This window comes from Saccharothrix violaceirubra, from assembly GCF_014203755.1.
In the GTDB taxonomy this organism is placed as follows: domain Bacteria; phylum Actinomycetota; class Actinomycetes; order Mycobacteriales; family Pseudonocardiaceae; genus Actinosynnema; species Actinosynnema violaceirubrum.
On record NZ_JACHJS010000001.1, the window covers coordinates 1,831,092 to 1,851,341 of the forward strand.

At 69.0% G+C, this 20,250-nt stretch carries 24 protein-coding genes; 10 read left to right on the plus strand and 14 right to left on the minus strand.

Annotated elements, in window-relative coordinates; translation table 11 throughout:
• The first annotated feature begins 3 nt into the window (after positions 1-3).
• Positions 4-972 carry an IS30 family transposase gene (locus F4559_RS09180; RefSeq protein WP_184675589.1) on the plus strand — a complete coding sequence of 323 codons (969 nt, stop codon included), beginning with the start codon at positions 4-6 and terminating at the stop codon, positions 970-972.
• Positions 973-1,108: 136 nt separating this feature from the next.
• On the opposite strand, the gene F4559_RS09185 is transcribed toward F4559_RS09180, so the two are convergent.
• Both F4559_RS09185 and F4559_RS09190 read right to left on the minus strand, forming a co-directional pair.
• Positions 1,109-1,708: a DUF3558 domain-containing protein gene (locus F4559_RS09185; protein ID WP_184667534.1), complete on the minus strand. Its 600-nt coding sequence runs from the start codon at positions 1,706-1,708 to the stop codon at positions 1,109-1,111.
• Positions 1,709-1,714: 6 nt separating this feature from the next.
• On the minus strand, positions 1,715-2,116 hold the full coding sequence (locus F4559_RS09190; RefSeq protein WP_184667536.1) for a hypothetical protein: 402 nt from the start codon (positions 2,114-2,116) through the stop codon (positions 1,715-1,717).
• 577 nt (positions 2,117-2,693) lie between these two features.
• On the opposite strand from F4559_RS09190, the gene F4559_RS09195 reads away from it, so the two are divergent.
• The 6 genes from F4559_RS09195 (at position 2,694) to F4559_RS09220 (ending at position 5,404) form a co-directional block, all read left to right on the plus strand.
• Positions 2,694-3,137, plus strand: coding sequence for a YbaB/EbfC family nucleoid-associated protein (locus F4559_RS09195; RefSeq protein WP_184667538.1), 444 nt, complete (start codon positions 2,694-2,696; stop codon positions 3,135-3,137).
• A 2-nt stretch (positions 3,138-3,139) separates the two neighbouring features.
• Positions 3,140-3,454, plus strand: a complete 315-nt coding sequence (locus F4559_RS09200; RefSeq protein WP_221447182.1) for a hypothetical protein — start codon at positions 3,140-3,142, stop codon at positions 3,452-3,454.
• Positions 3,451-4,146, plus strand: a complete 696-nt coding sequence (locus tag F4559_RS09205) for a WXG100 family type VII secretion target (protein ID WP_184667542.1) — start codon at positions 3,451-3,453, stop codon at positions 4,144-4,146. The genes F4559_RS09200 and F4559_RS09205 overlap by 4 nt, the downstream gene beginning before the upstream one ends.
• 5 nt (positions 4,147-4,151) lie before the next feature.
• The gene (locus tag F4559_RS09210; RefSeq protein ID WP_184667545.1) at positions 4,152-4,607 is read left to right on the plus strand and encodes a hypothetical protein; all 456 of its coding nucleotides are present in this window, start codon (positions 4,152-4,154) and stop codon (positions 4,605-4,607) included.
• Positions 4,604-4,975, plus strand: coding sequence for a YxzC family protein (locus F4559_RS09215; RefSeq protein WP_184667547.1), 372 nt, complete (start codon positions 4,604-4,606; stop codon positions 4,973-4,975). The genes F4559_RS09210 and F4559_RS09215 overlap by 4 nt, the downstream gene beginning before the upstream one ends.
• A 216-nt stretch (positions 4,976-5,191) precedes the next feature.
• Positions 5,192-5,404 carry a hypothetical protein gene (locus F4559_RS09220; protein ID WP_184667550.1) on the plus strand — a complete coding sequence of 71 codons (213 nt, stop codon included), beginning with the start codon at positions 5,192-5,194 and terminating at the stop codon, positions 5,402-5,404.
• 89 nt (positions 5,405-5,493) lie between these two features.
• Here F4559_RS09220 and F4559_RS09225 read toward each other — a convergent pair whose 3' ends face one another.
• From F4559_RS09225 to F4559_RS09245, 5 genes are all read right to left on the minus strand, one after another.
• Entirely contained in the window at positions 5,494-6,090 is a 597-nt protein-coding gene (locus F4559_RS09225) for a DUF3558 domain-containing protein (RefSeq protein ID WP_184667552.1), read from the minus strand.
• 6 nt (positions 6,091-6,096) lie between these two features.
• Positions 6,097-6,651, minus strand: a complete 555-nt coding sequence (locus F4559_RS09230) for a DUF3558 domain-containing protein (RefSeq protein ID WP_184667554.1) — start codon at positions 6,649-6,651, stop codon at positions 6,097-6,099.
• Positions 6,652-6,702: 51 nt separating this feature from the next.
• The gene (locus F4559_RS09235; RefSeq protein WP_184667555.1) at positions 6,703-7,128 is read right to left on the minus strand and encodes a hypothetical protein; all 426 of its coding nucleotides are present in this window, start codon (positions 7,126-7,128) and stop codon (positions 6,703-6,705) included.
• Positions 7,129-7,691: 563 nt separating this feature from the next.
• Entirely contained in the window at positions 7,692-7,865 is a 174-nt protein-coding gene (locus tag F4559_RS09240) for a DUF397 domain-containing protein (RefSeq protein ID WP_184667558.1), read from the minus strand.
• A complete protein-coding gene (locus tag F4559_RS09245; RefSeq protein WP_184667560.1) occupies positions 7,862-8,716 on the minus strand; it encodes a helix-turn-helix domain-containing protein in 855 nt (284 codons plus the stop codon). The genes F4559_RS09240 and F4559_RS09245 overlap by 4 nt, the downstream gene beginning before the upstream one ends.
• A 132-nt stretch (positions 8,717-8,848) precedes the next feature.
• Between F4559_RS09245 and F4559_RS09250 the strand changes: the two genes are divergently transcribed.
• The gene (locus F4559_RS09250; protein ID WP_184667562.1) at positions 8,849-9,037 is read left to right on the plus strand and encodes a hypothetical protein; all 189 of its coding nucleotides are present in this window, start codon (positions 8,849-8,851) and stop codon (positions 9,035-9,037) included.
• Positions 9,038-9,372: 335 nt separating this feature from the next.
• Here F4559_RS09250 and F4559_RS09255 read toward each other — a convergent pair whose 3' ends face one another.
• Complete coding sequence (locus F4559_RS09255) at positions 9,373-9,867, minus strand: hypothetical protein (protein ID WP_184667564.1); 495 nt, start codon at positions 9,865-9,867, stop codon at positions 9,373-9,375.
• Between the two features lie 185 nt (positions 9,868-10,052).
• Between F4559_RS09255 and F4559_RS09260 the strand changes: the two genes are divergently transcribed.
• Positions 10,053-10,889, plus strand: coding sequence for an aldo/keto reductase (locus F4559_RS09260; RefSeq protein WP_312865539.1), 837 nt, complete (start codon positions 10,053-10,055; stop codon positions 10,887-10,889).
• On the opposite strand, the gene F4559_RS09265 is transcribed toward F4559_RS09260, so the two are convergent.
• Complete coding sequence (locus tag F4559_RS09265; RefSeq protein WP_184667568.1) at positions 10,871-11,533, minus strand: MOSC domain-containing protein; 663 nt, start codon at positions 11,531-11,533, stop codon at positions 10,871-10,873. The genes F4559_RS09260 and F4559_RS09265 overlap by 19 nt on opposite strands.
• A gap of 81 nt (positions 11,534-11,614) precedes the next feature.
• Between F4559_RS09265 and F4559_RS09270 the strand changes: the two genes are divergently transcribed.
• A complete protein-coding gene (locus F4559_RS09270) occupies positions 11,615-12,337 on the plus strand; it encodes a hypothetical protein (protein WP_184667571.1) in 723 nt (240 codons plus the stop codon).
• On the opposite strand, the gene F4559_RS09275 is transcribed toward F4559_RS09270, so the two are convergent.
• The 5 genes from F4559_RS09275 to F4559_RS09295 all read right to left on the minus strand — a co-directional run bounded on the left by F4559_RS09275 (position 12,334) and on the right by F4559_RS09295 (position 20,159).
• Complete coding sequence (locus tag F4559_RS09275; protein WP_184667573.1) at positions 12,334-13,044, minus strand: peptidylprolyl isomerase; 711 nt, start codon at positions 13,042-13,044, stop codon at positions 12,334-12,336. The genes F4559_RS09270 and F4559_RS09275 overlap by 4 nt on opposite strands.
• 23 nt (positions 13,045-13,067) lie before the next feature.
• The gene (locus F4559_RS09280) at positions 13,068-13,595 is read right to left on the minus strand and encodes a GNAT family N-acetyltransferase (RefSeq protein WP_184667575.1); all 528 of its coding nucleotides are present in this window, start codon (positions 13,593-13,595) and stop codon (positions 13,068-13,070) included.
• A gap of 308 nt (positions 13,596-13,903) precedes the next feature.
• Positions 13,904-16,810, minus strand: coding sequence for a helix-turn-helix transcriptional regulator (locus tag F4559_RS09285; protein WP_184667577.1), 2,907 nt, complete (start codon positions 16,808-16,810; stop codon positions 13,904-13,906).
• Positions 16,811-17,091: 281 nt separating this feature from the next.
• Positions 17,092-17,307, minus strand: coding sequence for a hypothetical protein (locus F4559_RS09290; protein WP_184667579.1), 216 nt, complete (start codon positions 17,305-17,307; stop codon positions 17,092-17,094).
• Positions 17,304-20,159: a type 2 lanthipeptide synthetase LanM family protein gene (locus tag F4559_RS09295; protein WP_184667581.1), complete on the minus strand. Its 2,856-nt coding sequence runs from the start codon at positions 20,157-20,159 to the stop codon at positions 17,304-17,306. The genes F4559_RS09290 and F4559_RS09295 overlap by 4 nt, the downstream gene beginning before the upstream one ends.
• Between the last annotated feature and the right edge of the window lie 91 nt (positions 20,160-20,250).

The following is a 20,250-nucleotide window of genomic DNA, read 5'->3' on the forward strand; positions in this document are numbered from 1 at the left end:
AGGATGTTGACGTTGGCTGATCGGGAGGAGATCTCCCGGGGCCTGGTGGAGTTGTTGGAGTTCAGGGACATCGCCGCCCGGGTCGGTCGGGATGCCTCTGTGGTGTCGCGTGAGGTGGCCCGTCATGGTGGCCGGGACGGGTATCGGGCGGTGGCGGCCGACGCCGCCGCGGGGGTGGGTCGTTCGCGGCCGAAGGTGATGGCGGTGGAGCCGTCGGCTCGGACGCGGTCGCGGGTGTGGTCGTTGTTGCGTCGTGGCTGGTCACCGGCCTCGATCGCGGGCCGGTTGGCACGCGGGCACGCGGCCGGGAACTCTGGTCGGGTGAGTCACGAGGCGATCTACCAGTGGGTCTACGCCCAGCCGGTCGCGACGCTGCGCCGGGAGTTGATCGCGTTGCGCACCGGCCGCACGAAACGGACCGGTCCGCGTCCTGCTCCGGCGCCGCGGATCCGGGAGCCCCGCTACATCGACGACCGCCCCGAGGAGGTCGAAGGCCGTGCCGTGCCCGGTCATTGGGAGGGGGATCCGGTGATCGGGAAGGGCGGCGAGTCGGCGGTGGCGACCCTGGTGGAACGCACCAGCCGGTTCCTGATCCTGGTGCCGCTGACGGGGCGGGACTCACTGTCGGTGACTCAGGCGGTCGTCGCCGCCGTCGGTGATCTCCCGACCACGGTGAAGCGGTCGTTGACGTGGGACTGCGGGTCGGAAATGGCTCTACACCGCGATGTCACGGCGACAGGGCTGCCGGTGTTCTTCGCCCACCCGCACTCACCCTGGGAACGCGGCAGCAACGAGAACCTCAGCCGGATCGTGCGCGAGTACCTGCCCAAAGGCGTCGGGATCACCAGCGACCCGACCTACCTCGCCGCCATCGCCGCGGAGATCAACGACCGACCCCGTAAACTCCACGACTGGAAGAAGCCGAGCGAGGTATTCACCGAACTCCTCGAAGCAGATGCTTCCACCGCCTGAACCTGCCCTGGGCTGTCGTTCCTTGGCTGGTGGCGGCGGTGGGAGTGCCCTCAGTGGTGGACTTCGAGCATGCGGAGAAAATCATGATGGAGACAGCGGCGAGGGTCGCCGCCCCGAGCTTGCTGTTCACAGTGGGTCAGCCGCCCAGATTCCCGATGATGATCGCGGCTAGGCGTTCCGAAGCCTGGCAGGATTTGCCGGTCTTTGCGGTGTCTTCGACGCCCAGGGTGACTTGGGCGAAGATGGCGTCTTTGCTTGAGGTCTTGACTCCGGTTCCGCAATCGAGGGTACCGTCGGTGTTGTCGGTACTGTAAGCATCGCGGCCGGCTACGGTCGTGGTCTTGAAAACCGGATCGTCTTTGACGTTCTCGATCATTGATTCCAGGGTGTTTCCCCTGGTGACCAGTGACAGGGCATAGGTGTTGTCCCTGGTGGGGTTCTGTGCCGACCAGGTGCAGGTGGGTCCGAGGGGGCCTTTCCCGGGTTCGCCTGGTTTGAGGTTTCCAAGTGTGGCGAGTTGGTCGGGTTTGATCAGGTCGCAGGGTTTGTCGGCGTACCTGGTGATGTCCAGGTCGTTGCCGGTGGGCTGCTTGTCCCCGCTGGAAGATGTGGTTTGGGCGGTCGTTCCCCGACCGGTGGCGGGGGTGGGGGTGCCGTCGGTGGTGGACTTTGAGCACGCGGAGAACATCATGATGGAGACTGCGGCGAGGGCCGCCACCCCGAGCTTGCTCTTCACGGTGGATCAGCCCTTCAGTCCATGCTCAGCGACGCGTTCAGTCGCTTCGTACTGGCGCAGTGCCGCTTCGATGTTTTCGATGGTCTTCTTCAGTGCTTTGCGCGCTTGGTCGTTCGCCCAAGCGTAGCCTCCGGGGTCGGTGCCAGCGGCTTTGCGGATCGCGAGTGTCGCGAAGCCACTGTACAAGTCCTTGCCCGGAGATTCCGTTTGCCTGAGCCGATCTGCTTCCTGCGCAAGCTTGGTCAGCTTGTCCAGGGCGGCGTACAGCCCGTCGATGAGCTTGCGGGCCTGGGCGGGGTCGACGCTGAACTTCGTCTGGGTTCCGACCAAGGAGCTGCCGGCTGCGCCGCCGGTCACTGTCTCGGCTATGAAGTCGACCTTGCCGCCGCCGCCGTCCGCCTCGCGCACCGCCGTGCTCTCCTCGACGTCATGACCATGACTACGTCTCGATGATGGCATAGCGCCCCGATCGAGTGGCGTGTTCGACGAACTTCGCCCATGGGCTACGCGATGGACGGCCCGTTCGTGGTCGGAGTCTCGCTGTTCGGTCCTGTGTCGTAGATCGACAGGTTCCAGGGCGAGTCCGTTGTCGAGCGCAACCTCAGTGGCGCCCTCGGTACTGGAGGCATCCTGTTCGGTGGCTCTCGTGTTCATGAAGACGGGTGCCGGAGACCGGTGTCGATGGCACGGTTGTCGTGACCGTCGACTCAACCGGCTTGCCGGTGGACATCCGACTCACCACGCTGAGCATCGCCGGACGGTCTGGCTCACCGTCAAGGCGGACAGGACGAGCGGTGATAACGCGACGGAGCAAGATCGGGAGCAGCGGACGACAAGAAGTCAGACAAGGAACCGGGGCACAGGCAACGTGGGTAGGCCAAGGGGGCGGATATCGCTTCAGAGCGAATATCCGCGTTCCCCATGACCGTGCGCAGTCCCGCTCCTATCCTCGGTCCGGCTGACACGACACGAGGCGGGGAGCGACGTGGCAGGAGGCATTCTCGATCCGGACGGCGCACGTGACCGTCTTGAGGCATGGAAGGGGCGCATCGACAAACTTGCTGCCGACACGCAGGCGATGAGCGAGCGATTTCAGAACGTGCGGGTCACCGTGAATGATCAGAACGGACTCGCCCAGGTGACGGTCGACTCGACCGGTGCGATGGTGGACCTGCGGCTCACCGACCGGATCCACCGGGTTCCGCCGGACGAGGTGGCGCGGGCGATCCTGACGACGCTGGGTCAAGCGCGGGGCGAGCTGGCCGACCGGTCTCGGGAGATCATCACGGACACGGTCGGCGACTCGCCGGCAGCGCGGGCCATCGCGGAGCGGGTCGGAAACCGGCTGCGTGGCAACGAAAGTGCCCGTGTGGTCTCACAAGACGAGGACGACGGCAACGACTCGCGCACCTACCTCAGGGAGCGGTGACCATGACGTTCCAAGTCGACGTCGAGCAGTTGCGCGCCCATGCGGCGAACGTCGCCGAAATCCAGGCGCGGTTCGCCGCGGTGAAGGCCGCGAGCGCACACATCACGCAGGATGGCCAGGCTTACGGGGTGTTGTGCGAGTGGATCTCCGGGGTGCTGGAAGGCAGGCACGCGGAGCAGGACGAGCTGATTGCCTACCAGGAGGAGACGCTCGACATCGTCGTGACGACGCTGCTGGTCGGCTCGGACGACTACGAGACCGTCGACGCGGACAACGCGAGCCTCGTGCGTGCGGCGGGCGAGGGAGGGCCGTCATGACCGATCTGGTGGCTCCCGTCGGGTCGTCGCATGAGGTGTGGACCGGCTCTGGGATCGCCGACAGCATCGAGGGGCTCGTCGATGCCATCAAGTCGGACGGCTGGGTCGACGACCTGCTCGCCGGGACGGGTGCTGCCGTGGAGGTCGCCGCCTTCGCGCTCGACCCGATCAACGGCCTGTTGTCCAACGGGCTCGGCTGGGCGATCGAGTACTTCGAGCCGTTGCGGGAGATGCTCGACGAGCTCACCGGCAAGCCGGACGTCGTCAGGTCGCACGTCACGACCTGGGAGAACATGGCCAAAGAACTGTATGGCATGTCTGAGGACCTCAAGTCGTGCGTCGAGGCGGACATCCCTGACTGGCACGGCGCGGCGGCGGATGCCTACCGGGCCAAGATGGCGAAGAACGTCGAGGCCATCGGCGCGCTGGGAGCGATCTCCGCGGCGATGGCCGTGGCCACCGAGGGCGCGGGCAACCTGGTGGAGATGACCCGCGAGATCGTCCGTGACCTGATCGCCGACCTGGTGGCCAGGGTGATCGTGTGGGCGGTCGAGGCGATCTTCGTGGTGACGATCCCGCTCATCGCCTCGCAGATCGTCGCGGCCGTGGTCAAGTGGGCAGGTCGCATCCTCACCTACACGATGGCGCTGATCAACAGTCTCACCAGTCTGACGAAGCTCCTGAACGGGTAGGGGAGATGCGGACACTGCTGCTCCTGTTGTTGCTCCTACGGTTCGCGCTGCACAAGAAGTCACCCAAACCTGGCCCTCCTCCCGGCGGGCCTCGGCAGCCGGGCAAACCGTCGCGGCAACACGGGGCCGTCGACGCGGGCGCGGGCATGACCAGTGCCCAGCGGGCTACCCGCGACCTGGAGCAGGAGGCCAGGCCTACGGGCGTGACCTCCGACCGTGACGTGCACGGCCGGATGCGCACGGGCCAGCGACAAGTCGACGTGGATCACGTGTGGCAGAACGGCGAAATGTACATTCAGGGCGATGGGCAGATCGTCAAGGTCCTCCCCAACGGCGACGGCAATACTTATTCGGTCGTCGTCAGGGACATGTCCAACCCGTCCGGCGCACCGACCACCGTGCTCGACGCGCTGACCGAGAGCCAGTTGCAGAGCCGCATCGATCGTGGGTGGTGGGAATGACCTTGCCCGAGCAGGCGACCAGGACGACGGTCGGTGAGGTGTGGCGGGCCGTGATCGACGGCAGTCTCGGCAGGGACGAGGCCCACCGCTGGGCGGCTCGTTGGATCGAGGCCGATGACGCGGAGGTCCTCGATCGGATGGTGTTGTCGGCGCTTCAGCGGTTGCACGGGTTCGACCTGGTGTGGACGGACCTGGCGCGGACCACCGTTCGGCACGGGGGTTCCGAGGCGTACGTGCACTCGGCGAGTGACATCCGGCAGGCGCTCACGGCCTGGCAGGACGACTGCCGCAGCTACGATGCGGATCCCGTCGGGCACATCCAGCGCAAGAAGGCCGCGGCCCGTGCCGCGGTTCAGGGTGACCGTTAGCGCTATCCGACAAGGAGTCGCGGGACGAGCAAAGGTGGATGGTATGGCTCCTCGTCCCAGTCAGGGACCTGTCCGGCTTTTTGCACTCGACGAGGCTTCTCATACGTCGCTGCTCGGTCTGCTCGACGGAGTCATGCCCGATAAAGCCCGGCTACCGTGCGTAAGACTGGCGCACGACCAAGTCGTGGAGTGATCGCGTTGGGGATGCTTGTGTACTTGCACAAGAAGAACGAGTCCGGCGCCGAGGTACGCTACCGCTTCCACGCCGACCGCGAAGTGGACCGATACCTGATGCTGGACAAGCGTGCGGAGACCATCCAGCCTGCGGACGGCGATCACGACGGAGTCTTCCAGGCGGCTGCGGGCAAGCTCGCCAGGGCCTGGGTCGACACGAAGGCCGCCCCGGATCGGCTGATCCATCAAAGCTGACCGGCAGGAAACGCCACATTGAACCCGTGCCGTCACGGGGGAACGCCGATTTGCCGGACATGAGATTCCGATACCTCGGTGACCGGCCGTCAGTCGCCCAGGTTCCCGATGATGATCGCGGCCAGGCGTTCCGATGCCTGGCAGGACTTTCCGGTCTTCTCAGTGTCCTCATCGCCGAGGCGGACTTGGGTGAAAATGGCGTCCTTGCTCGATGTCTTCACCCCGGTTCCGCACTTAAGAGTGCCATCGGTGCTGTCAGTGCTGTATGCCTCCCTGCCGCCAACGGTCGTCGTTTTGAAAACTGGATCCATTTTTACGTTCTCGATCATTGATTCCAGAGTGGAGCCCTTGGTGGCCAGTGACAGAGTATATGTGTTGTCCCTGGTGGGATCCTGTGCCGACCAGGTGCAGGTGGGGCCGAGCGGTCCCGACCCTTGTTTTGCGGGCTTGAGGTTTCCGAGTGTGGCGAGTTGGTCTGGTTTGATGAGGTCGCAGGGTTTGTCGGTGTATTTGGTGATGTCCAGGTCGTTGTCGGAGGGCTGCTGGTCCCCGCTGGGGGACGACGTGTGGACAGCCGGTCTATGACTGGCTGCGGCGGGAGTGCCTTCGGTGGTGGACTTCGAGCACGCGGAGAGCATCATGATGGAGACAGCGGCGAGGGTCGCCGCCCCGAGCTTGCTGTTCACAGTGGGTCAGCCGCCCAGGTTCCCGATGATGATCGCGGCTAGGCGTTCCGATGCCTGGCAGGACTTGCCGGTCTTCTCGGTGTCTTTCTCGCCGAGGCTGACTTGGGCGAGTATGGCGTCTTTGCTTGAGGTCTTGACTCCGGTTGCGCAATCGCGGGTTCCGTCGGTGCCGTCGGTGCTGTAGGCATCCCGACCGGTGATGGTCGTGGTCTTGAAAATCGTTCGATCTTTGACGTTCTCGCGCATTTTTTCCAGAGTTGAGCCCTTGGTGACTAGCGACAGAGCGTAAGTGTTGTCCTTGATGGAATTCTGACCCAGCCAGGTGCAGGTGGGGCCTAGAGGGCCTGCCCCCTGTTTAGCTGGCTTGAAGTTGCCGAGTGTGGCGAGTTGGTCGGGTTTGATCAGGTCGCAGGGTTTGTCGGCGTATTTGGTGATGTCCAGGTCGTTGCCGGATGGCTGTTTTTCCTCGCTAGGAGAAGGGGTCTGTTTCGTCGTTGCCAGACTGGTGGCTGGAGCAGGATTGCCTTCGGTGGTGGTTTTCGAGCACGCGGTAAACATCATGATGGAGACTGTGGCGAGGGCCGCTGCCCCGAGCTTCCTGTTCAAGGCGCGTCAGCCCTTCAGTCCATGCTCGGCGGAGTTTTCAGTGGTTTCGTACTGGAGTAGTGCCGCTTCAATGTTCTTGATGGTCTTTTCGAGTGCGTCGCGAGCCTGGGTGTTGGCCCACATGTAGCCTCCGGGCTCGGTGCCAGCCGCTTTACGGATCGCGAGTGTCGCGAAGGCACTGTACAAATCCTTGCGGGGAGACTCGGCCTGGATGAGTTGCTCTCCTGCTAGCGCAAGTTCTGTCAACTTGTCTTTTGCGGCCTCGAGTCCTTCGATGAGCTTGCGGGCCTGGGCGGGGTCGACGCTGAACTTCGTCTGGGTTCCGACCAAGGAGCTGCCGGCTGCGCCGCCGGTCACTGTCTCGGCTATGAAGTCGACCTTGCCGCCGCCGCCGTCCGCCTCGCGCACCGTCGTGCTCCCCTCGACCGTCATGACCATGACTACGTCTCGATGATGGCATAACGCCCTGATCGGGTTGTGCGTTCGAGCAACTTCGTCCGTGGCCGGGCCGATGGGTGGGTGCTTCGGGCGGATCAGTTGGTCAGGTTCGTGACGATGATCGCGGTCGGTCGTGTGGACTCCCGGCGGGCCTGGTCTGGTTCCGGGGTGCCCGCGAGCAGGTTGGTCTGGGTGTGGAAGGCGTCCTTGGTCGATGGCTTGACCGGGATATTCGGGCCGGTTGAGGTGCTGAACGGGCCTGAAGATCAGGCGGGGTGTTGGTGTTTCGCTGACGGAGGGTGAGAAGGGTGGGTATCGGGGCGTTTCGGTCGCCCGGTGTTGGGCCGTTCGGGGTCAGGTTGATGACTGTGAGTGGCATCGAGGGTGGGTGGGCATAGTGTTCGCGACGTGATTTTTGCCCACATGGACGAAGATGCCGCAGCACTCGACTCGTCGGACGTTCTGAAGGCGGTGGCTGTGGAAGTCTGGTGAGAGGTGGGTCCGTCGGACGTGAAAGTGCCGCGCCCACGCAACGCGTGGACGCGGCACCTCGTAGATCAACTCTGTCGTGCGACCCGCGTCAGGAAGCGGGACATTGTTGCGTCGGAGAAACGGAGGACCGCGGCAGGGTTCTTGGTGTCCCGGATGGCGGTCAGGGTGCTGTCAATCTCGACGCAGTTCGTGTTTGCGCCGCTGTGTCTGGACTTCCGCCAGCGGGGTGCGGTGCTCATTCGGTCCCTTTCTTCATTCGTCGTGCCTCGTGCTCGATGAGGTCGATTGTTGCTTCTTCGCTCATCGACATGTCCCGCACCCTCCGCGCGGCGTCCTCGAAGTCCGCGACGTCGTGATCATCCTGGATGAACAGTCCCGACACGCGGTTCTCCAGGTGGACGACCGACCTCCCGGCGGCGATGGTCAGGACCGTGAACGGCCCGTAGAGCCCGTCGTGCCAGTCGGTCTCCACTGGGAAGGCTCGGAGTTCCACGTTGTCCAGTCTGGCCATCCCGAGCAGATGGTCCAACTGATCAGCCATCACGTCGGGTCCGCCTACCGACTGGCGGAGTACGTTCGCGCTGATCAGCGCCGTGAACTTGATCGGATTGGGCCGCGTCAGGATTTCGCGGCGGCCCATCCTGATCGCGACTCGGGTCTCGATCTCGTTGTCGGGTACGCGCGCGGCACGCATCACGGCTCGTGTGTAACCGCTGGACTGGAGGAGGCCGGGGATCACCAGTGGGTTGACGTCCACAACGACGCCGGCCAACTGCTCCAGTTGCAGGAGCGCGTCAAGCTGCGTCCTCTGTTCGGGCATGCCGACGGCGACCCAGGCCGTCCCCGATGTGTTGTCTCCACGCGCCAAGGTGAGGATTTCCTCGCGGCGTTCACCGGTCACCCCGAGGGCGCCGAGGATGGCTGCCGCCAGTTCGGCCGTGGGTGGCCGTTCTCCGGTCTCGATGCGGCTCATCGTGCCGCTGTCGAGCCCCAGTTTACGTGCGAGGTTGCGTTGGGTCATCGACCGCGTCTCGCGTTCCGTACGGATTTTCGCGCCGAGCGCCATTGCTTTGGGAGTGCTGCGGACCATGCAGCGAATGATAGGGCTCCGGCCCGGTCCTGAAAAACGTTAGCTCATTCGGGGTATTGACCTATTCCGCATTGCGCAGACAAACTTTCGCTGCGCATCCATTGGAGTGAAATCCCTGGCAAGGAGTATCCCATGAACCTGACCGGCAGTGTCCGACAGTCCTGCTACATCAAGATCTACGGGGACGCCCCGATGAAGGTCCGGACGTCGCCGGACGAGATCGAGATCGGGTACGACGGCGACCTGGACCTGGTCCTGACCCACCTGGCCGCGACGAAGTTGCACGACCACCTCGTGGAGTACCTGGCCTCGATCGCCTGACGCCCGTGCCCGAACGCGCCACGCAAAAACACGTCCGCTTACGCGGCGGGGGAGAGGCATTCCGGACGTTCGCCCGCAAAGCCGGCTACCGGTCCGACCACGCGCTGTCCCGGCGGTCGGCCTGAACCGCTCGACGGTGACCCGCGTGTGCGACGGCCGACTGCGCCCCGGGATCTGTTTCGTCTCGGGTGTGCCGTCCGTGTTCGACGCCGCCCTCTTCCCCGTGTTGTTCGAGATAGTCGACGACTGAACCGAGGTGATGCCCGCAGGGTCCCGGGTGGTGGAGCCGCGTCCGGTGCACACCGGACGCGGCCCGTCGTCGATCAGCGCGTCGATCAGATGCGCGGCGTCCCGGTCAACTGCCAGGTGTAGTCGCCCTTGCCGTCGTTGTTGATGTTGTACTTGACGGTGCCGTCGGCCGACCACGTCTTGGCGCTGCCCTTGCGCTTCCAGCTCGTGTAGCAGTAGTGGTCGCCGTTCTTCTGGTCGTTGATGCGGTCCTTCACGTTGCACGCGGCCCGCGACTGCGTGACGTCGTCGCGCTCCAGCCGCAGGTCGAAGTCGAACGTGTCGAACGCCTGGCCGACCGTGCCGATGGAGCCCCGGTTCCACTCCACGTGCGCGGTGGCGATGACGTCGGCGTCGTCCTGCCGCACGCACAACTCGATGTGCACGGTCGGGTCGAGGTTGTTGGGGATGTCGAAGCTCTTGGTGCTGGTGCGACACGCGGACGGGGCGGCGTTCGCCGTTCCCGTCGTCGCGAACAGCGCGGCCAGTCCCAGCAGCGAAGCCCCTATCACGGCTCCTGCCCGACCTACTTTCCTGTTCATGATCCCTCCCCGGATCGATGACGTCGTGTACCTCGCTTACCACCGTAGGGACGGTCGAAACCACGGGCATCCGGACTATTCCCGACCGGCGAATGTCGGGAGTCCCGAATGCGTGGGGAACATTCGGGGAGGGGACGGGGTTCCTCCGCGGTGAGACTTCGGAAGACTTCCTGAGGAGCGTTCGAGTGTCCGAAACCTATGCACTGGGTGGAGACCTGACCGTCGGCCGGCTCGGCTACGGGGCCATGCGGATCACCGGTCCCGGCATCTGGGGCTACCCGGACGACCCGGAGAACGCGATCGCCGTCCTGCGGCGTGCGGTCGAACTCGGCGTCACGTTCATCGACACCGCCGACTCGTACGGCCCGCACGTCAGCGAGGACCTGATCCGCCGCGCGCTGCACCCGTACGCCGACGACCTGGTGATCGCCACCAAGGCCGGTCTGGTGCGTCCCAGCCGGACGGACTGGGTGCCGTTGGGCCGTCCCGAATACCTGCGGCACGCCTTGGAGCAGAGCCTGGTCCGGCTCGGGGTCGAGCGGATCGACCTGTTCCAGTTGCACCGCATCGACCCGTCGGTGCCGTTGGCCGACCAGATCGGCGAGTTGAAGAAGTTCGTGGACGAGGGCAAGGTCCGCCACGTCGGACTGTCCGAAGTGGACGTCGACGAGCTGGCCGCCGCGCGGGAGATCACCGAGATCGCGAGCGTGCAGAACCTGTACAACCTCGCCGACCGCAAGCACGAGAAGGTGCTCGACTACACGATCGAGCACGAGATCGCGTTCATCCCGTGGTACCCGGTCGCGACCGGCGACCTGGCCCGGCCCGGCGGCGTGCTCGACCAGGCGAGCCGCGACCACGGCGCCACTCCGGCGCAGCTCGCCCTGGCCTGGCTGCTGCGGCGGGCGCCCAACATCCTGCCGATCCCGGGCACGTCCTCGCTCGCGCACCTGGCGGAGAACGTCGCCGCCGCGAAGATCGAGCTGACCGACGAGGAGTTCGCTCAGCTCTCCGGGCTGTAGGTCGCGCGGCGCTCCACCCGTTCCCGCACGCGGGCGGGCAGGTCGTCGCCGGCCGCGAGCAGGCGGGGCAGCAGGTCGGGTTCCAGCGTGACCGCGCGGAACGCCAACCCGATCGTCACGTCGTGGTCCGGCCGGTGCTCGACCTCGATCGCGTCGCCCGTCCCGAGTTCGCCCGGCTCGGCCACGGCGAAGTAGGCGCCGGGCACCGCGCGGGCGATGAACCGCTTCGCCCAGCCGGGCTCGTCCATGACCAGGGCGAACGTCCGGCACGGCACGCGCGGCCCGGCGACCCGCAACACCGCCGAACCGATGCGCCACCGCTCGCCGATCCGGGCTTCCGTGAGCGACACCCCGAGCGTGGTCAGGTTCTCGCCGAACAGGCCCGCCGGCAGGTCGCGGCCGAGTTCGGCGGCCCAGTCGTCCAGGTCCTCACGGGCGTAGGCGTAGACGGCCTTGTCGTCACCGCCGTGCACCCGCAGGTCGGCCACGTGGTCGCCGACGATCCCGCTGCCACCCGTGCCCGACGGGCCGGGCGCGCGCACCGCGACCCGACCCTCGACCGGGCGCTTGTGGATGCCGGTCGAGCCGAAGACGACGGGGAACTCGACGCGTTCGGCCACGTTCAACGACAGGACGGATGCCATGACGTCACGCTAACCCAGGGTTCTTGTCACGCGACGCGATCGGATACGAGAGGATGACCACGTTCACGCCACGGGGGAGTCATGTACCGGATCGCGTTCGCCTTGGTCCTCGTTCTCGGGTCGCTGGTCGGCTGTACGGCCCGCACACCGCTGCCCGCACCGACCCCGGGCGAGGTGTTCGAGGACGCGCCGCCGTTGGTCGTGTCGCTGTCGGAGCGGGCGCAGGCCCAGTCGTCGGTCCGGTTCACGACCGAGACCACGATGTCCGGCCGCACGGTCCGGCTGGAGGGCGGCCTGTTGCGCGCCCGTGAAGGGCGGCTCGTCGCGTTGCGCGAGGACTCGGTGATCGACGTGGTGTCCCTGGCGGACAAGGGTTTCGCGCGCACTTCGGGTGCGGCGTGGACCCGGCACGCCACCGACGACCGGGTGCCCGGCCGTACCGGGATGGCGTTCGCCGACGTGGCCGACACGGTCGACCCGGTCGCGGTGGTGGAGTCGCTGGGCGGCTCGCTGCTCGTGGCGTCCGAGGCGGACACCGTGAACGGCGTCGCGACCCACCGCTACACGGTGCTCGTCGACCTGCGGCAGCAGGCCGGGAACGTGACCGACCCGGAGGCCCGGGCCCGGCTGAACGCGGCGTACGCGTCCGGCTTCACCGCGTCGGCGACGGTGTGGGTGGGTCCGGGCGACCTGCCGGTGAAGGTGGAACAGGTGCTGAAGACGTTGGAGGACAAGGACTTCCGGCGCACCGTCCACACCTTCACCGACTGGAACGCCGACATCCGGGTCGTCGCGCCGGTCTAGCAGTCGCGCTTGGCCTTGCGGATGTCGACCTGCTTGGCGGGTGCGCCGTCGACCGGTGCCGGGTTCTCCGGCGTCGGCTTGATCCCGGCCGCGGCGATCTTGTCGAGCGTGCGCAGCCCGGACTCGCCGATCGTGCCGAAGACGGTGTAGTTGGGCCGCAGCGTCGAGTCCGCCGTCACCAGGAAGAACTGGCTGCCGTTGGTGTCCGGCCCCGCGTTGGCCATGGCCAGCGTGCCGCGCGGGTAGATCCGCCGCTCACCGGTCGGGTCGTTGGGCGCGGGCGGCAGGTTCTTGGGCAGCTCGTCCTTGTACTTGTAGCCCGGACCGCCTTCACCCGTGCCGGACGGGTCACCGCACTGGAGGACCTTGAGCGTGGCGTACGCGGTGATCCGGTGGCAGAACGTCCGGTCGTAGAACTTCCGGTCGAGCAGGTGCAGGAAGCTTTGGACGGTGCACGGCGCCTGTGCACGGTCGAGCTTCAACGGGATCGGCCCGTGGTTGGTCTGCAGGACCACCTCGACCTTGCCCCGGTCCGGCGTGTGCCGCGGGTCCCGCGGCAGCCCCACCGGACGGGCGGGCGGCTCGTCGGGGGTTTTCGTGTACGCACAGGGACCGCGCGTGACATCGGGTTCCCCGACGGCCTGAGCCTGCGCCGTGCCCACGAGCAACGTCCCGGCCACGAAGGACAACGCCAGTAAGATTTTCATGCGTGGAGTCCTAGTGGACGCCGTCAGCCCCGGTTAGAGCCGGTCGTCGGGTTGACTTTCCGTTCGTAGAGGCTGATGGGCCAGCGTGCGCGGGGCGGGTCGGCCACGTGCCGGAAGCCCGCCGCCTCGTAGTACCGGCGCAGACCGGGGTTGCCGCTCGCCGTGGCCAGGCGCACGGCGTGCCGCCCGTGCTCGACGGCTTTGCCCGAGACCCAGTCGAGCAGGGTCGCGCCCAGACCACGCGCGCTTCGGGACACCGTCAGCCGGGAGACGTAGTAGGCCGGTTCGGGATCGTCGCCCCAGAACTCGTCCTCGTCGGCGACCACGAGCGTGGCGACGGGCGGGTCACCCACCAGAAGCGCCTGCCCCGCCTCGATCCTGACCCGGACCGACTCCGCGGCGAACCGCGCCGGCCACTGCTCGATGCCCAGCCCGATGATCCAGGCGGCGGCTTCGGACAGGAGGTCGAGGATCACCTCCTCCTCGCCGGGCACGGCCGTCCGGATGAGGACGTCGCCGACCAACTTCTCGGGGCGGGTGAGGACGGCCATGGGCCCGATCATGCCCCTCGAACCCCTATCCGGGCATGTGCTTGAGCGCGGCGGATCAGTCACCCAGGTCCGCGACCGCACCCGACAGGGCACGACAAGCAAGGCAAGATCCGAGCACCCACACAACGCACACCCCACGATCCCCACCGCGCCGCCGAACGCACGACTCGCAGTGCCTGAACGCACAACTCGCGGTGCCTGAGTGCACAACTCGCGGTGTCTGAGTGCATAACTCGCGCGTTCGCGGGCGCGACGGTACCCGGAAGGAGGTGTCTGGGTGGAGGACTCGCGAGGTGGAAGCCCCGGGCTCAGGGGGTGAGGGAGGCGGCCAGCGTGCTCAACGACTCGCGATCGGGTTGGGCGGTCTTCGTGATCAGGCTGGCGACGTGCTTCTCCACGGTCCGCGGCGAGATGTGCAACCGTGACGCGATGGCCTTGTTCCCCAGCCGTCCCGCCAACAACCGGAACACCTCGAACTCGCGGACGGTCACGCCCAGGGTGCGCAGCGAGGACGGGACCAGTTCGGAGCCGGTCCGGCGTTGGGGGACCGACGCGCCGGCCTGGCGCAGCAACGCCCGGCAGGCCGCCGCCGCGGCCGGCCCACCGTTGGCGTGGAAGTGCTCCTCGGCCGCCCGCAGCCACACCACCGGCTCGCCCCACCCGTCCGCGACCGCCGCCTCGGACACCAGGCGCAACGCCAACGCCCGCGCCACCGGGTAGATCGCGCCCGCGTCCACCGCCGCCGCGACCGCCGCCTCGGCCTCGTCGAACCGCCCTTCCCGACCCAGCAGCACCGCGTGCGCCGCCCGTTCGAACACGCGGTTCCACCGCATCCCGGCCGCCGCCGACGCGGTGATCTCCACGAACCGCGCCCGGTCCATCCGCCGACCCAACACGTCCAGCAGCAACCGCAACCCGTGCGTGCCCGACAGGTGGAACGTGGTCGGCGTCTGCGCCTCGTACTCCATGGCCCGCGCGAGGTCGGCCTCGGCCAGCGGCCGGTCCTCCTCCAGCAGGGCGCAGAACGCCCGCGCCAACCCGTGGCACAACGGCCGCTCCTGCGACCCGACGCCGCCCAGGTCGTCGAACGCCGCGATCGCCGCGTCCATGTCGGACCGCCGACCCTGGTGCGCGGCGGAGGACGCCCGCGCCATCAACACGTAGAGCTGCATCGACTTGAGCCGCAAACGTTTGACACCGGTCGCGCAGCGGTCCAGCCGCGGCGCCGCCTCCGGGAAGTCGCCGCGCAGCACGGAATCCAGCCCGAGGATCGCGTCCACGTTGTACGCCACGGCGATCGCCCCGACCCGCAACGCCTCCTCGCGGGCCTCGGCCAGCTCGTCGGACGACCCCTCGGCCAGCCACACCAGCCCGGCGTGCCGCACCACGGCGTGCGCCCGCTGGATCGGCAACCCGTTCTCCTCGGCCAGGACCCGCGCCCGCGTGAAGTGCCCGACCGCCTCGGCCAGGTCGCGGTCACGCGCCAGCACGCCCAGCAACTGCCACGCCTCGCACCCCACGGCCGGCAGCGGCACGCGGGTCGCCGCCTCCACCGCGCGCCGGGCCAACTCCTCGGCACGGGCGATCCGGTCGGGCCGCCGGGCGTTCAACGTCAGGAACGCCGCCACCGCGTCGATCCGCGCCGTGTGCTCGTCGTCCGCGTCCGGCCCCAGCAACGCCCGCGCCGCCTCGACCTGCGCCGCGCCGTCGTCCCACCACCCGGCCAGGTGCGCGACCTGCGCCAACTTCGTGCGCAGCTCGGCCTGCCGCACGCGGGACAGTCCGGCCGCGCCGAGTTCGGCGATCGTGTCGGCCAACGCGAACGCCCGGTCGAACCGGCCCGCCTCGCCCAGCGCGGGCAGCAGGCAGTCCAGCACGTCGGCGCGGATGTGCACGTCCACACCGCTTTCCAGCAGCCGGTGTGCCCGGTCCAGCAGCCGCACCGCCGACCCGGCCGCGCCGTCCGCGAGCGCCCGCCGCCCGGCGACCGACAGCAGCGTGCCCGCGCGTTCGGTCTGGCCCGCGTCCAACCGCAGCGACGCGACGAGCGCGCACCACTCGCCGGGCAGGTCCGGGTACAGCGCCTCGACCGCGTCGGCCGTGCGCCGGGAGATGTCGGCGCGGTCGGCGGGGAAGAGCTGGGCCAGTAAGGCCTCGGCCGTCAGCGGGTGGCGGAACGCGTACCAGTCGGGCACCGGCTCGTCCGGCGTGACGAGCTGCGCGGCCACGCCCGCGTGCAGGTGGTTGAGCAGGCTCCGGTCGTCCATCCCGGTCACCCGACGCAACACCGGCAGCGGGAACCGGTGGCCCAGCACGGCCGCCACCGACAGCAGTTCGCGCCCCTGCGGGCCCAGGCGGTCGGTCCGGTGCGCGATCGAGCGCACCAACGCCGTGGGCACGTCCAGGCGCAGCTCGCCCAGCACCTGCCAGCCGTGGCCGCCGCGCACCAGCAGGCCGCCGTTCACCATGCCGTGCAACAGTTCCTCGACGACGAACGGGTTGCCCGCGCTGTCGGACCACAGCCGTTCGGCGACCGCGTCGGGCACCTCGGGGTCGGGGATCTCCAGACAGGACGCGGCCATGCACCGCACCTGCCGCTCGGTGAGCCTGGTCAGGTCGAGCAGCGTGCCCGCACCCCGTTGCGCGGCAAGGCGGACCGTGTCGAGCGCGGCACCCGGTTCGGCCCGCGTGGTCACGACCACGGCCGTCGGCACGTCCTCCAGGTTGTCCACCAGGTAGTCGATCACGGCGAGCGTCTCGGCGTCCGCGTCGTGCAGGTCCTCCAGCACGAGCAGCGCGGGCCGGTCCCGGCCGACCAGCGCGAGCAGCCGCAGCACCGCCTCGGCCAGCACGACCACCGAGTGGCCGCCGGAGGCGTCCGTGCTCCACTCCGGAACGAGTCTGCCCAGGACCGTGCGGTAAGGGCCCAGCCCGTCGACGTCGGGACGTCCGCCGCGCAGCAACGACATCAACGCCTCGGCCAGCGGCCGGAAGGGGATCATCGGACCGATCGTGCTGCTGCGTCCGCGCAGGACCCGCAACCCCTGGTCGAACGCGAGCCCGGCGGCGACCCGTGCCAGCCGCGTCTTGCCGATCCCGGCCTCGCCCACGAGGAAGACCGCGCGTCCCCGCCCGGCACCGGCGTCGGCCAGTGCCCGCTCCAGGGTGTGGAGTTCGGCGTCGCGGCCGACCACGACCGGCGCGCGGGTCTGCATGGACCGACTTTAGTCAGCGCGCACGGACGTGTGCCAAACCGAGTGACGACGCGGTGTACTGCCCGCCCCCCAGTGTGCGCGGGCAGTACACCGCCGTGTGCGCCGCGTCGTCGAGTCGGGCCGGGACAGGGCCGGCCCCGAGGGGACTCGCGACACCGGGCACCCACCGGCCGCCCGGTCACGCGCCTGACGCGTGACCGGATCGACCGGTCGCCTGGCGGCCCACCCGACCGAGGCGCTGGTCGAGAGGGTCGGGAAACCACGCCGGGATCGGCGTGCGGTCAGCCCAGCAGCAGGGTCGGCGCGCTCACCGACGTGCTCTCGACGACGCCGGCGGCCACCACCGCGTAGGCGCCGACGGCCAGGGTCAGGCCGGCCAGGGCACGGGCGCGGGCACCGGTCCTCGACCGGCCCGACACGCTCATCTCCCCGGCCGGGTGCTCACCGTCGCGGTCCTCGCTCCAGATCGCGGGCTCGTCGTGGGCGGCGTTGCTCATCGGTCGTTCTCCTCGTGGCGATAGGGACTTTCAGGGGTCTCCAGCAGGAGCACGGAGGGCACCCGCTCCGGGAAGGCCAGTCGCAGCAGGCCGTAGCCGATCCCGGACAGGCCGGTGAGCAGGCCGGCCGAGGGCACGCCGCCGGGCGTGCCGCAGCGGGCGCCGAACTCCTCCAGCGCGCCGAGCACGAGGCCCGCGCGTCGGGTCAGGGTCGCGGCGGCCAGGTCGTGCCCGCGTTCGGCGGTCACGGCCAGCGATTCGACCACGCCGAGTTCGCCGTGGCACAGGCTCAGGTCGCGCAACGGTTCATGCACCGCCAATGCGTTCAGGCAGCGGTCGAGGTGCGGAGTGTAGGTGTCGACCGGGCAGCCGGGGTGCGCGGTGTGCGCGAGCACGGCGCCGGCCAGGCCCGAGCACCAGCTGTGGTCGGCCTCGGCCACGTCGAGCAGTCGTTGCCGCAACGCGTGGTCTGCCCGCAGGTGCGCGCGTCCGGGCGGGCCGAACCGGTGGTCGCCGGACTCGCGGGCGTACCGCAGCAACGCCCAGCCCACCCCGGCCCGGCCGCGCGCGAACCCGTCGCCGGCCGCCGTCGCGGTCACGAGCCGCTCGGCGTACGCGCCGGCCAGACGCCCGGCCGCCGCCTGCCCGCTTTCCCGGTGCACGGCCAGCATCGACGCCAGTCCGCCCGCGAGCCCCTCGACCACGTTCGCGCCGTCGTCGTCCACGGTGTCGGCGGCGATGGTCACGGCGCGCGCCAGCCACCCGCCGATCGCCGGGTCGTCGAGCAGGGTTTCCAGGCGGGCCAACGCGTACGCGATGCCGCCCAGCCCGTGGAACGCCCCGGGCCCGACCGCGACCGCGAGATCGGTGTCCGCCGCGAACGCCTCCAGCAGCGCGGGCACGGGCGTCAGCGCGGCCCGGGCGAACGCGGTGTAGCGCTCGGCACCGGTCAACGCGCCGAGCTGGGCCAGGAACAGTGCCACGCCCGTGTAACCCGTGGACAGTCCCGCGCCCATCGCCGCGACCGCCCAGTGCCGGTCGTCCACGAGTTCCAGGCCCACCCAGTTGACCCGGTCGCCGTCGGCCGTGGCGTGCGCGAGGACCTCGTCGGCGATGCCGCACGCGGCCACCAGCAGCCGCTGCGGGTCGGGCACCCCGGCCGCGACCGGACCGGGCAGCGGCGTGCCCGTGCGGTGCTCGACCGGCCGCGGCCGGCTGGCCAGGGCGGCGCTGATCAGCCACTGCTGGTCGTTGCGGTCGACCTCGTCGAGTTCGCGGAGCTTGGCGCGCACCGCGTCCAGGCCCGAGATCGGCAGCAGGTCCACGAGTTCGGCGCCGTGCGAGGCGGACACGTCCCGGCTGTCCGGCGTCGTGGTGAACAGCGGGACGTCCCCGGCCCACAGGTCGGCCAGCTCGTGCGGGACCAGGGCGCGCATCAGCGGCAGGTCCGAGTCCAGCCACAACGCCTCGAACGCCTGGTCGCGGTCGGCGCTCGTGGACAGCGCGTCCGGGTGCGTCGACTCGTCGAGCAGCGTGGCATAGAGCTGGGTCATGCGCGGCACGAACCGCACCGGCAGGCCGGCGAACCGGTTCAGCGGGCCGTCGTCGGCGAGCAGGTCGTCGCGGTGGTCGAACAACGCGTCGTAGCCCGTGCGGAACCCGGCCAGCAGCGCGCCCCGGTAGTCGGCCGGTTCCGCGATCAGCCCGTCGAGCACCGGCCGGTTGACCGCCGGCGGCACGGGCACGGGGCGGCGCACCAACCGCATCCGGTCCGTGGCCGGGTGCAGCCACGCCACGCCGTCGGCGGGCAGGCGGTCGCCGTGGTCGCCGCCCACGCCGCCGATGTCGAGCGCGCCGTGCTCGCCCAGCAGCACGCGGGGCAGGATCGCGGTCCGGTGCACGGACCGGGCCAGCGCCTTCACCGCCGGGTCCGCCGGGATGCCGACCGTGGGGTGGAAGAGCGTCTCGACGTCGACCAGGACCGGGTGGGCGCCGTGGGCGACGAGGTTCTCGTAGTGCATGTCGGTGCCGTCGACCGCGTAGAGCAACGAGATCAGGGCGCCGAGCCGCTGGTAGAACCGGCCGACCTCGGTGACGTCCACGCACGGCGCGTGGTCGACGTACTCCAGCCAGCCGTGGTCGCCGCGGTCGAGTGCGCGGGGTACGCGCAGGCCCAGGCCCGTGTGGTCGTCGAACCAGCGCAGCAGCGCCTCGAACGCCACGTGCGTCGCGACCGGGCGTGGCTTGTAGACGACCTTCCGGCCGTCCGCGTAGGTGATCACGGCGACCGTGCGCCCGCCCTGGTGGGCGTCGCCGCGGCCGGTGTCGACGGTGCGCACGGGACCGGGATCGGTGCCGTGCAGCAGCGTGGCGACGATGTCGTCGTGGTCCCGGTCGAGCCGGTCGAGCAGTTCGAGCTGGGCTTCGGCGGCGCGCAGGCAGGTCTGCCCGAGGTGGCGGGCCAGGACGGGGTGGCGGCGCAGGAACGCGTGGAGGTCCAGGCGGTCGACGAAGTCCGCGAACCGTTCGCGGGACGTGCGTCCGCGCAGTTCGCCGGCGATGCGGCGCAGGTTGAGTTCGAGCACGAGGGCGCGGGCGGCGGTCCGGGCAAGCCGGCGGCCGAGCCGTTCGGTGAAGACGGCGTCCAGGCGGGGGTCCGCGGCGGCTTTGGCGGTGAGCGCGCGGAGGGCGAACGCGAACGCGTCGACCCAGTCGTCGCCGGACCAGTGGGCGGGTGCGGCCGTGGCGCTCTCGACGAAGTCGACCCAGTCCGGCGGTTCGGCGGACTCGACGTCGCGCACGCCGGCGTGCCACCACGCGGTCAGGGGCCGTGCCACGGCGGACGGGATCACGTGCACCAAGGTGACAGGTGGAAGGGGGGCGCACATGGGTGCCGTGCCCCCACTTTTGTCCGGAGCGTCCGGGTTTCCGGCCGGATTGGAC

Bases quoted from the DNA above. Each gene is read 5' to 3' on its own strand.
- F4559_RS09285 (WP_184667577.1), bottom strand. From the start codon at position 16,810: ATGCAGACCCGCGCGCCGGTCGTGGTCGGCCGCGACGCCGAACTCCAC.
- F4559_RS09210 (WP_184667545.1), top strand. From the start codon at position 4,152: ATGCGGACACTGCTGCTCCTGTTGTTGCTCCTACGGTTCGCGCTGCAC.
- F4559_RS09235 (WP_184667555.1), bottom strand. From the start codon at position 7,128: ATGACGGTCGAGGGGAGCACGACGGTGCGCGAGGCGGACGGCGGCGGC.
- F4559_RS09205 (WP_184667542.1), top strand. From the start codon at position 3,451: ATGACCGATCTGGTGGCTCCCGTCGGGTCGTCGCATGAGGTGTGGACC.
- F4559_RS09255 (WP_184667564.1), bottom strand. From the start codon at position 9,867: ATGAACAGGAAAGTAGGTCGGGCAGGAGCCGTGATAGGGGCTTCGCTG.
- F4559_RS09200 (WP_221447182.1), top strand. From the start codon at position 3,140: ATGACGTTCCAAGTCGACGTCGAGCAGTTGCGCGCCCATGCGGCGAAC.
- F4559_RS09290 (WP_184667579.1), bottom strand. From the start codon at position 17,307: ATGAGCAACGCCGCCCACGACGAGCCCGCGATCTGGAGCGAGGACCGC.
- F4559_RS09280 (WP_184667575.1), bottom strand. From the start codon at position 13,595: ATGGCCGTCCTCACCCGCCCCGAGAAGTTGGTCGGCGACGTCCTCATC.
- F4559_RS09250 (WP_184667562.1), top strand. From the start codon at position 8,849: ATGAACCTGACCGGCAGTGTCCGACAGTCCTGCTACATCAAGATCTAC.
- F4559_RS09180 (WP_184675589.1), top strand. From the start codon at position 4: ATGTTGACGTTGGCTGATCGGGAGGAGATCTCCCGGGGCCTGGTGGAG.
- F4559_RS09275 (WP_184667573.1), bottom strand. From the start codon at position 13,044: ATGAAAATCTTACTGGCGTTGTCCTTCGTGGCCGGGACGTTGCTCGTG.
- F4559_RS09245 (WP_184667560.1), bottom strand. From the start codon at position 8,716: ATGGTCCGCAGCACTCCCAAAGCAATGGCGCTCGGCGCGAAAATCCGT.
- F4559_RS09240 (WP_184667558.1), bottom strand. From the start codon at position 7,865: ATGAGCACCGCACCCCGCTGGCGGAAGTCCAGACACAGCGGCGCAAAC.
- F4559_RS09270 (WP_184667571.1), top strand. From the start codon at position 11,615: ATGTACCGGATCGCGTTCGCCTTGGTCCTCGTTCTCGGGTCGCTGGTC.
- F4559_RS09265 (WP_184667568.1), bottom strand. From the start codon at position 11,533: ATGGCATCCGTCCTGTCGTTGAACGTGGCCGAACGCGTCGAGTTCCCC.
- F4559_RS09230 (WP_184667554.1), bottom strand. From the start codon at position 6,651: ATGATGTTTACCGCGTGCTCGAAAACCACCACCGAAGGCAATCCTGCT.
- F4559_RS09215 (WP_184667547.1), top strand. From the start codon at position 4,604: ATGACCTTGCCCGAGCAGGCGACCAGGACGACGGTCGGTGAGGTGTGG.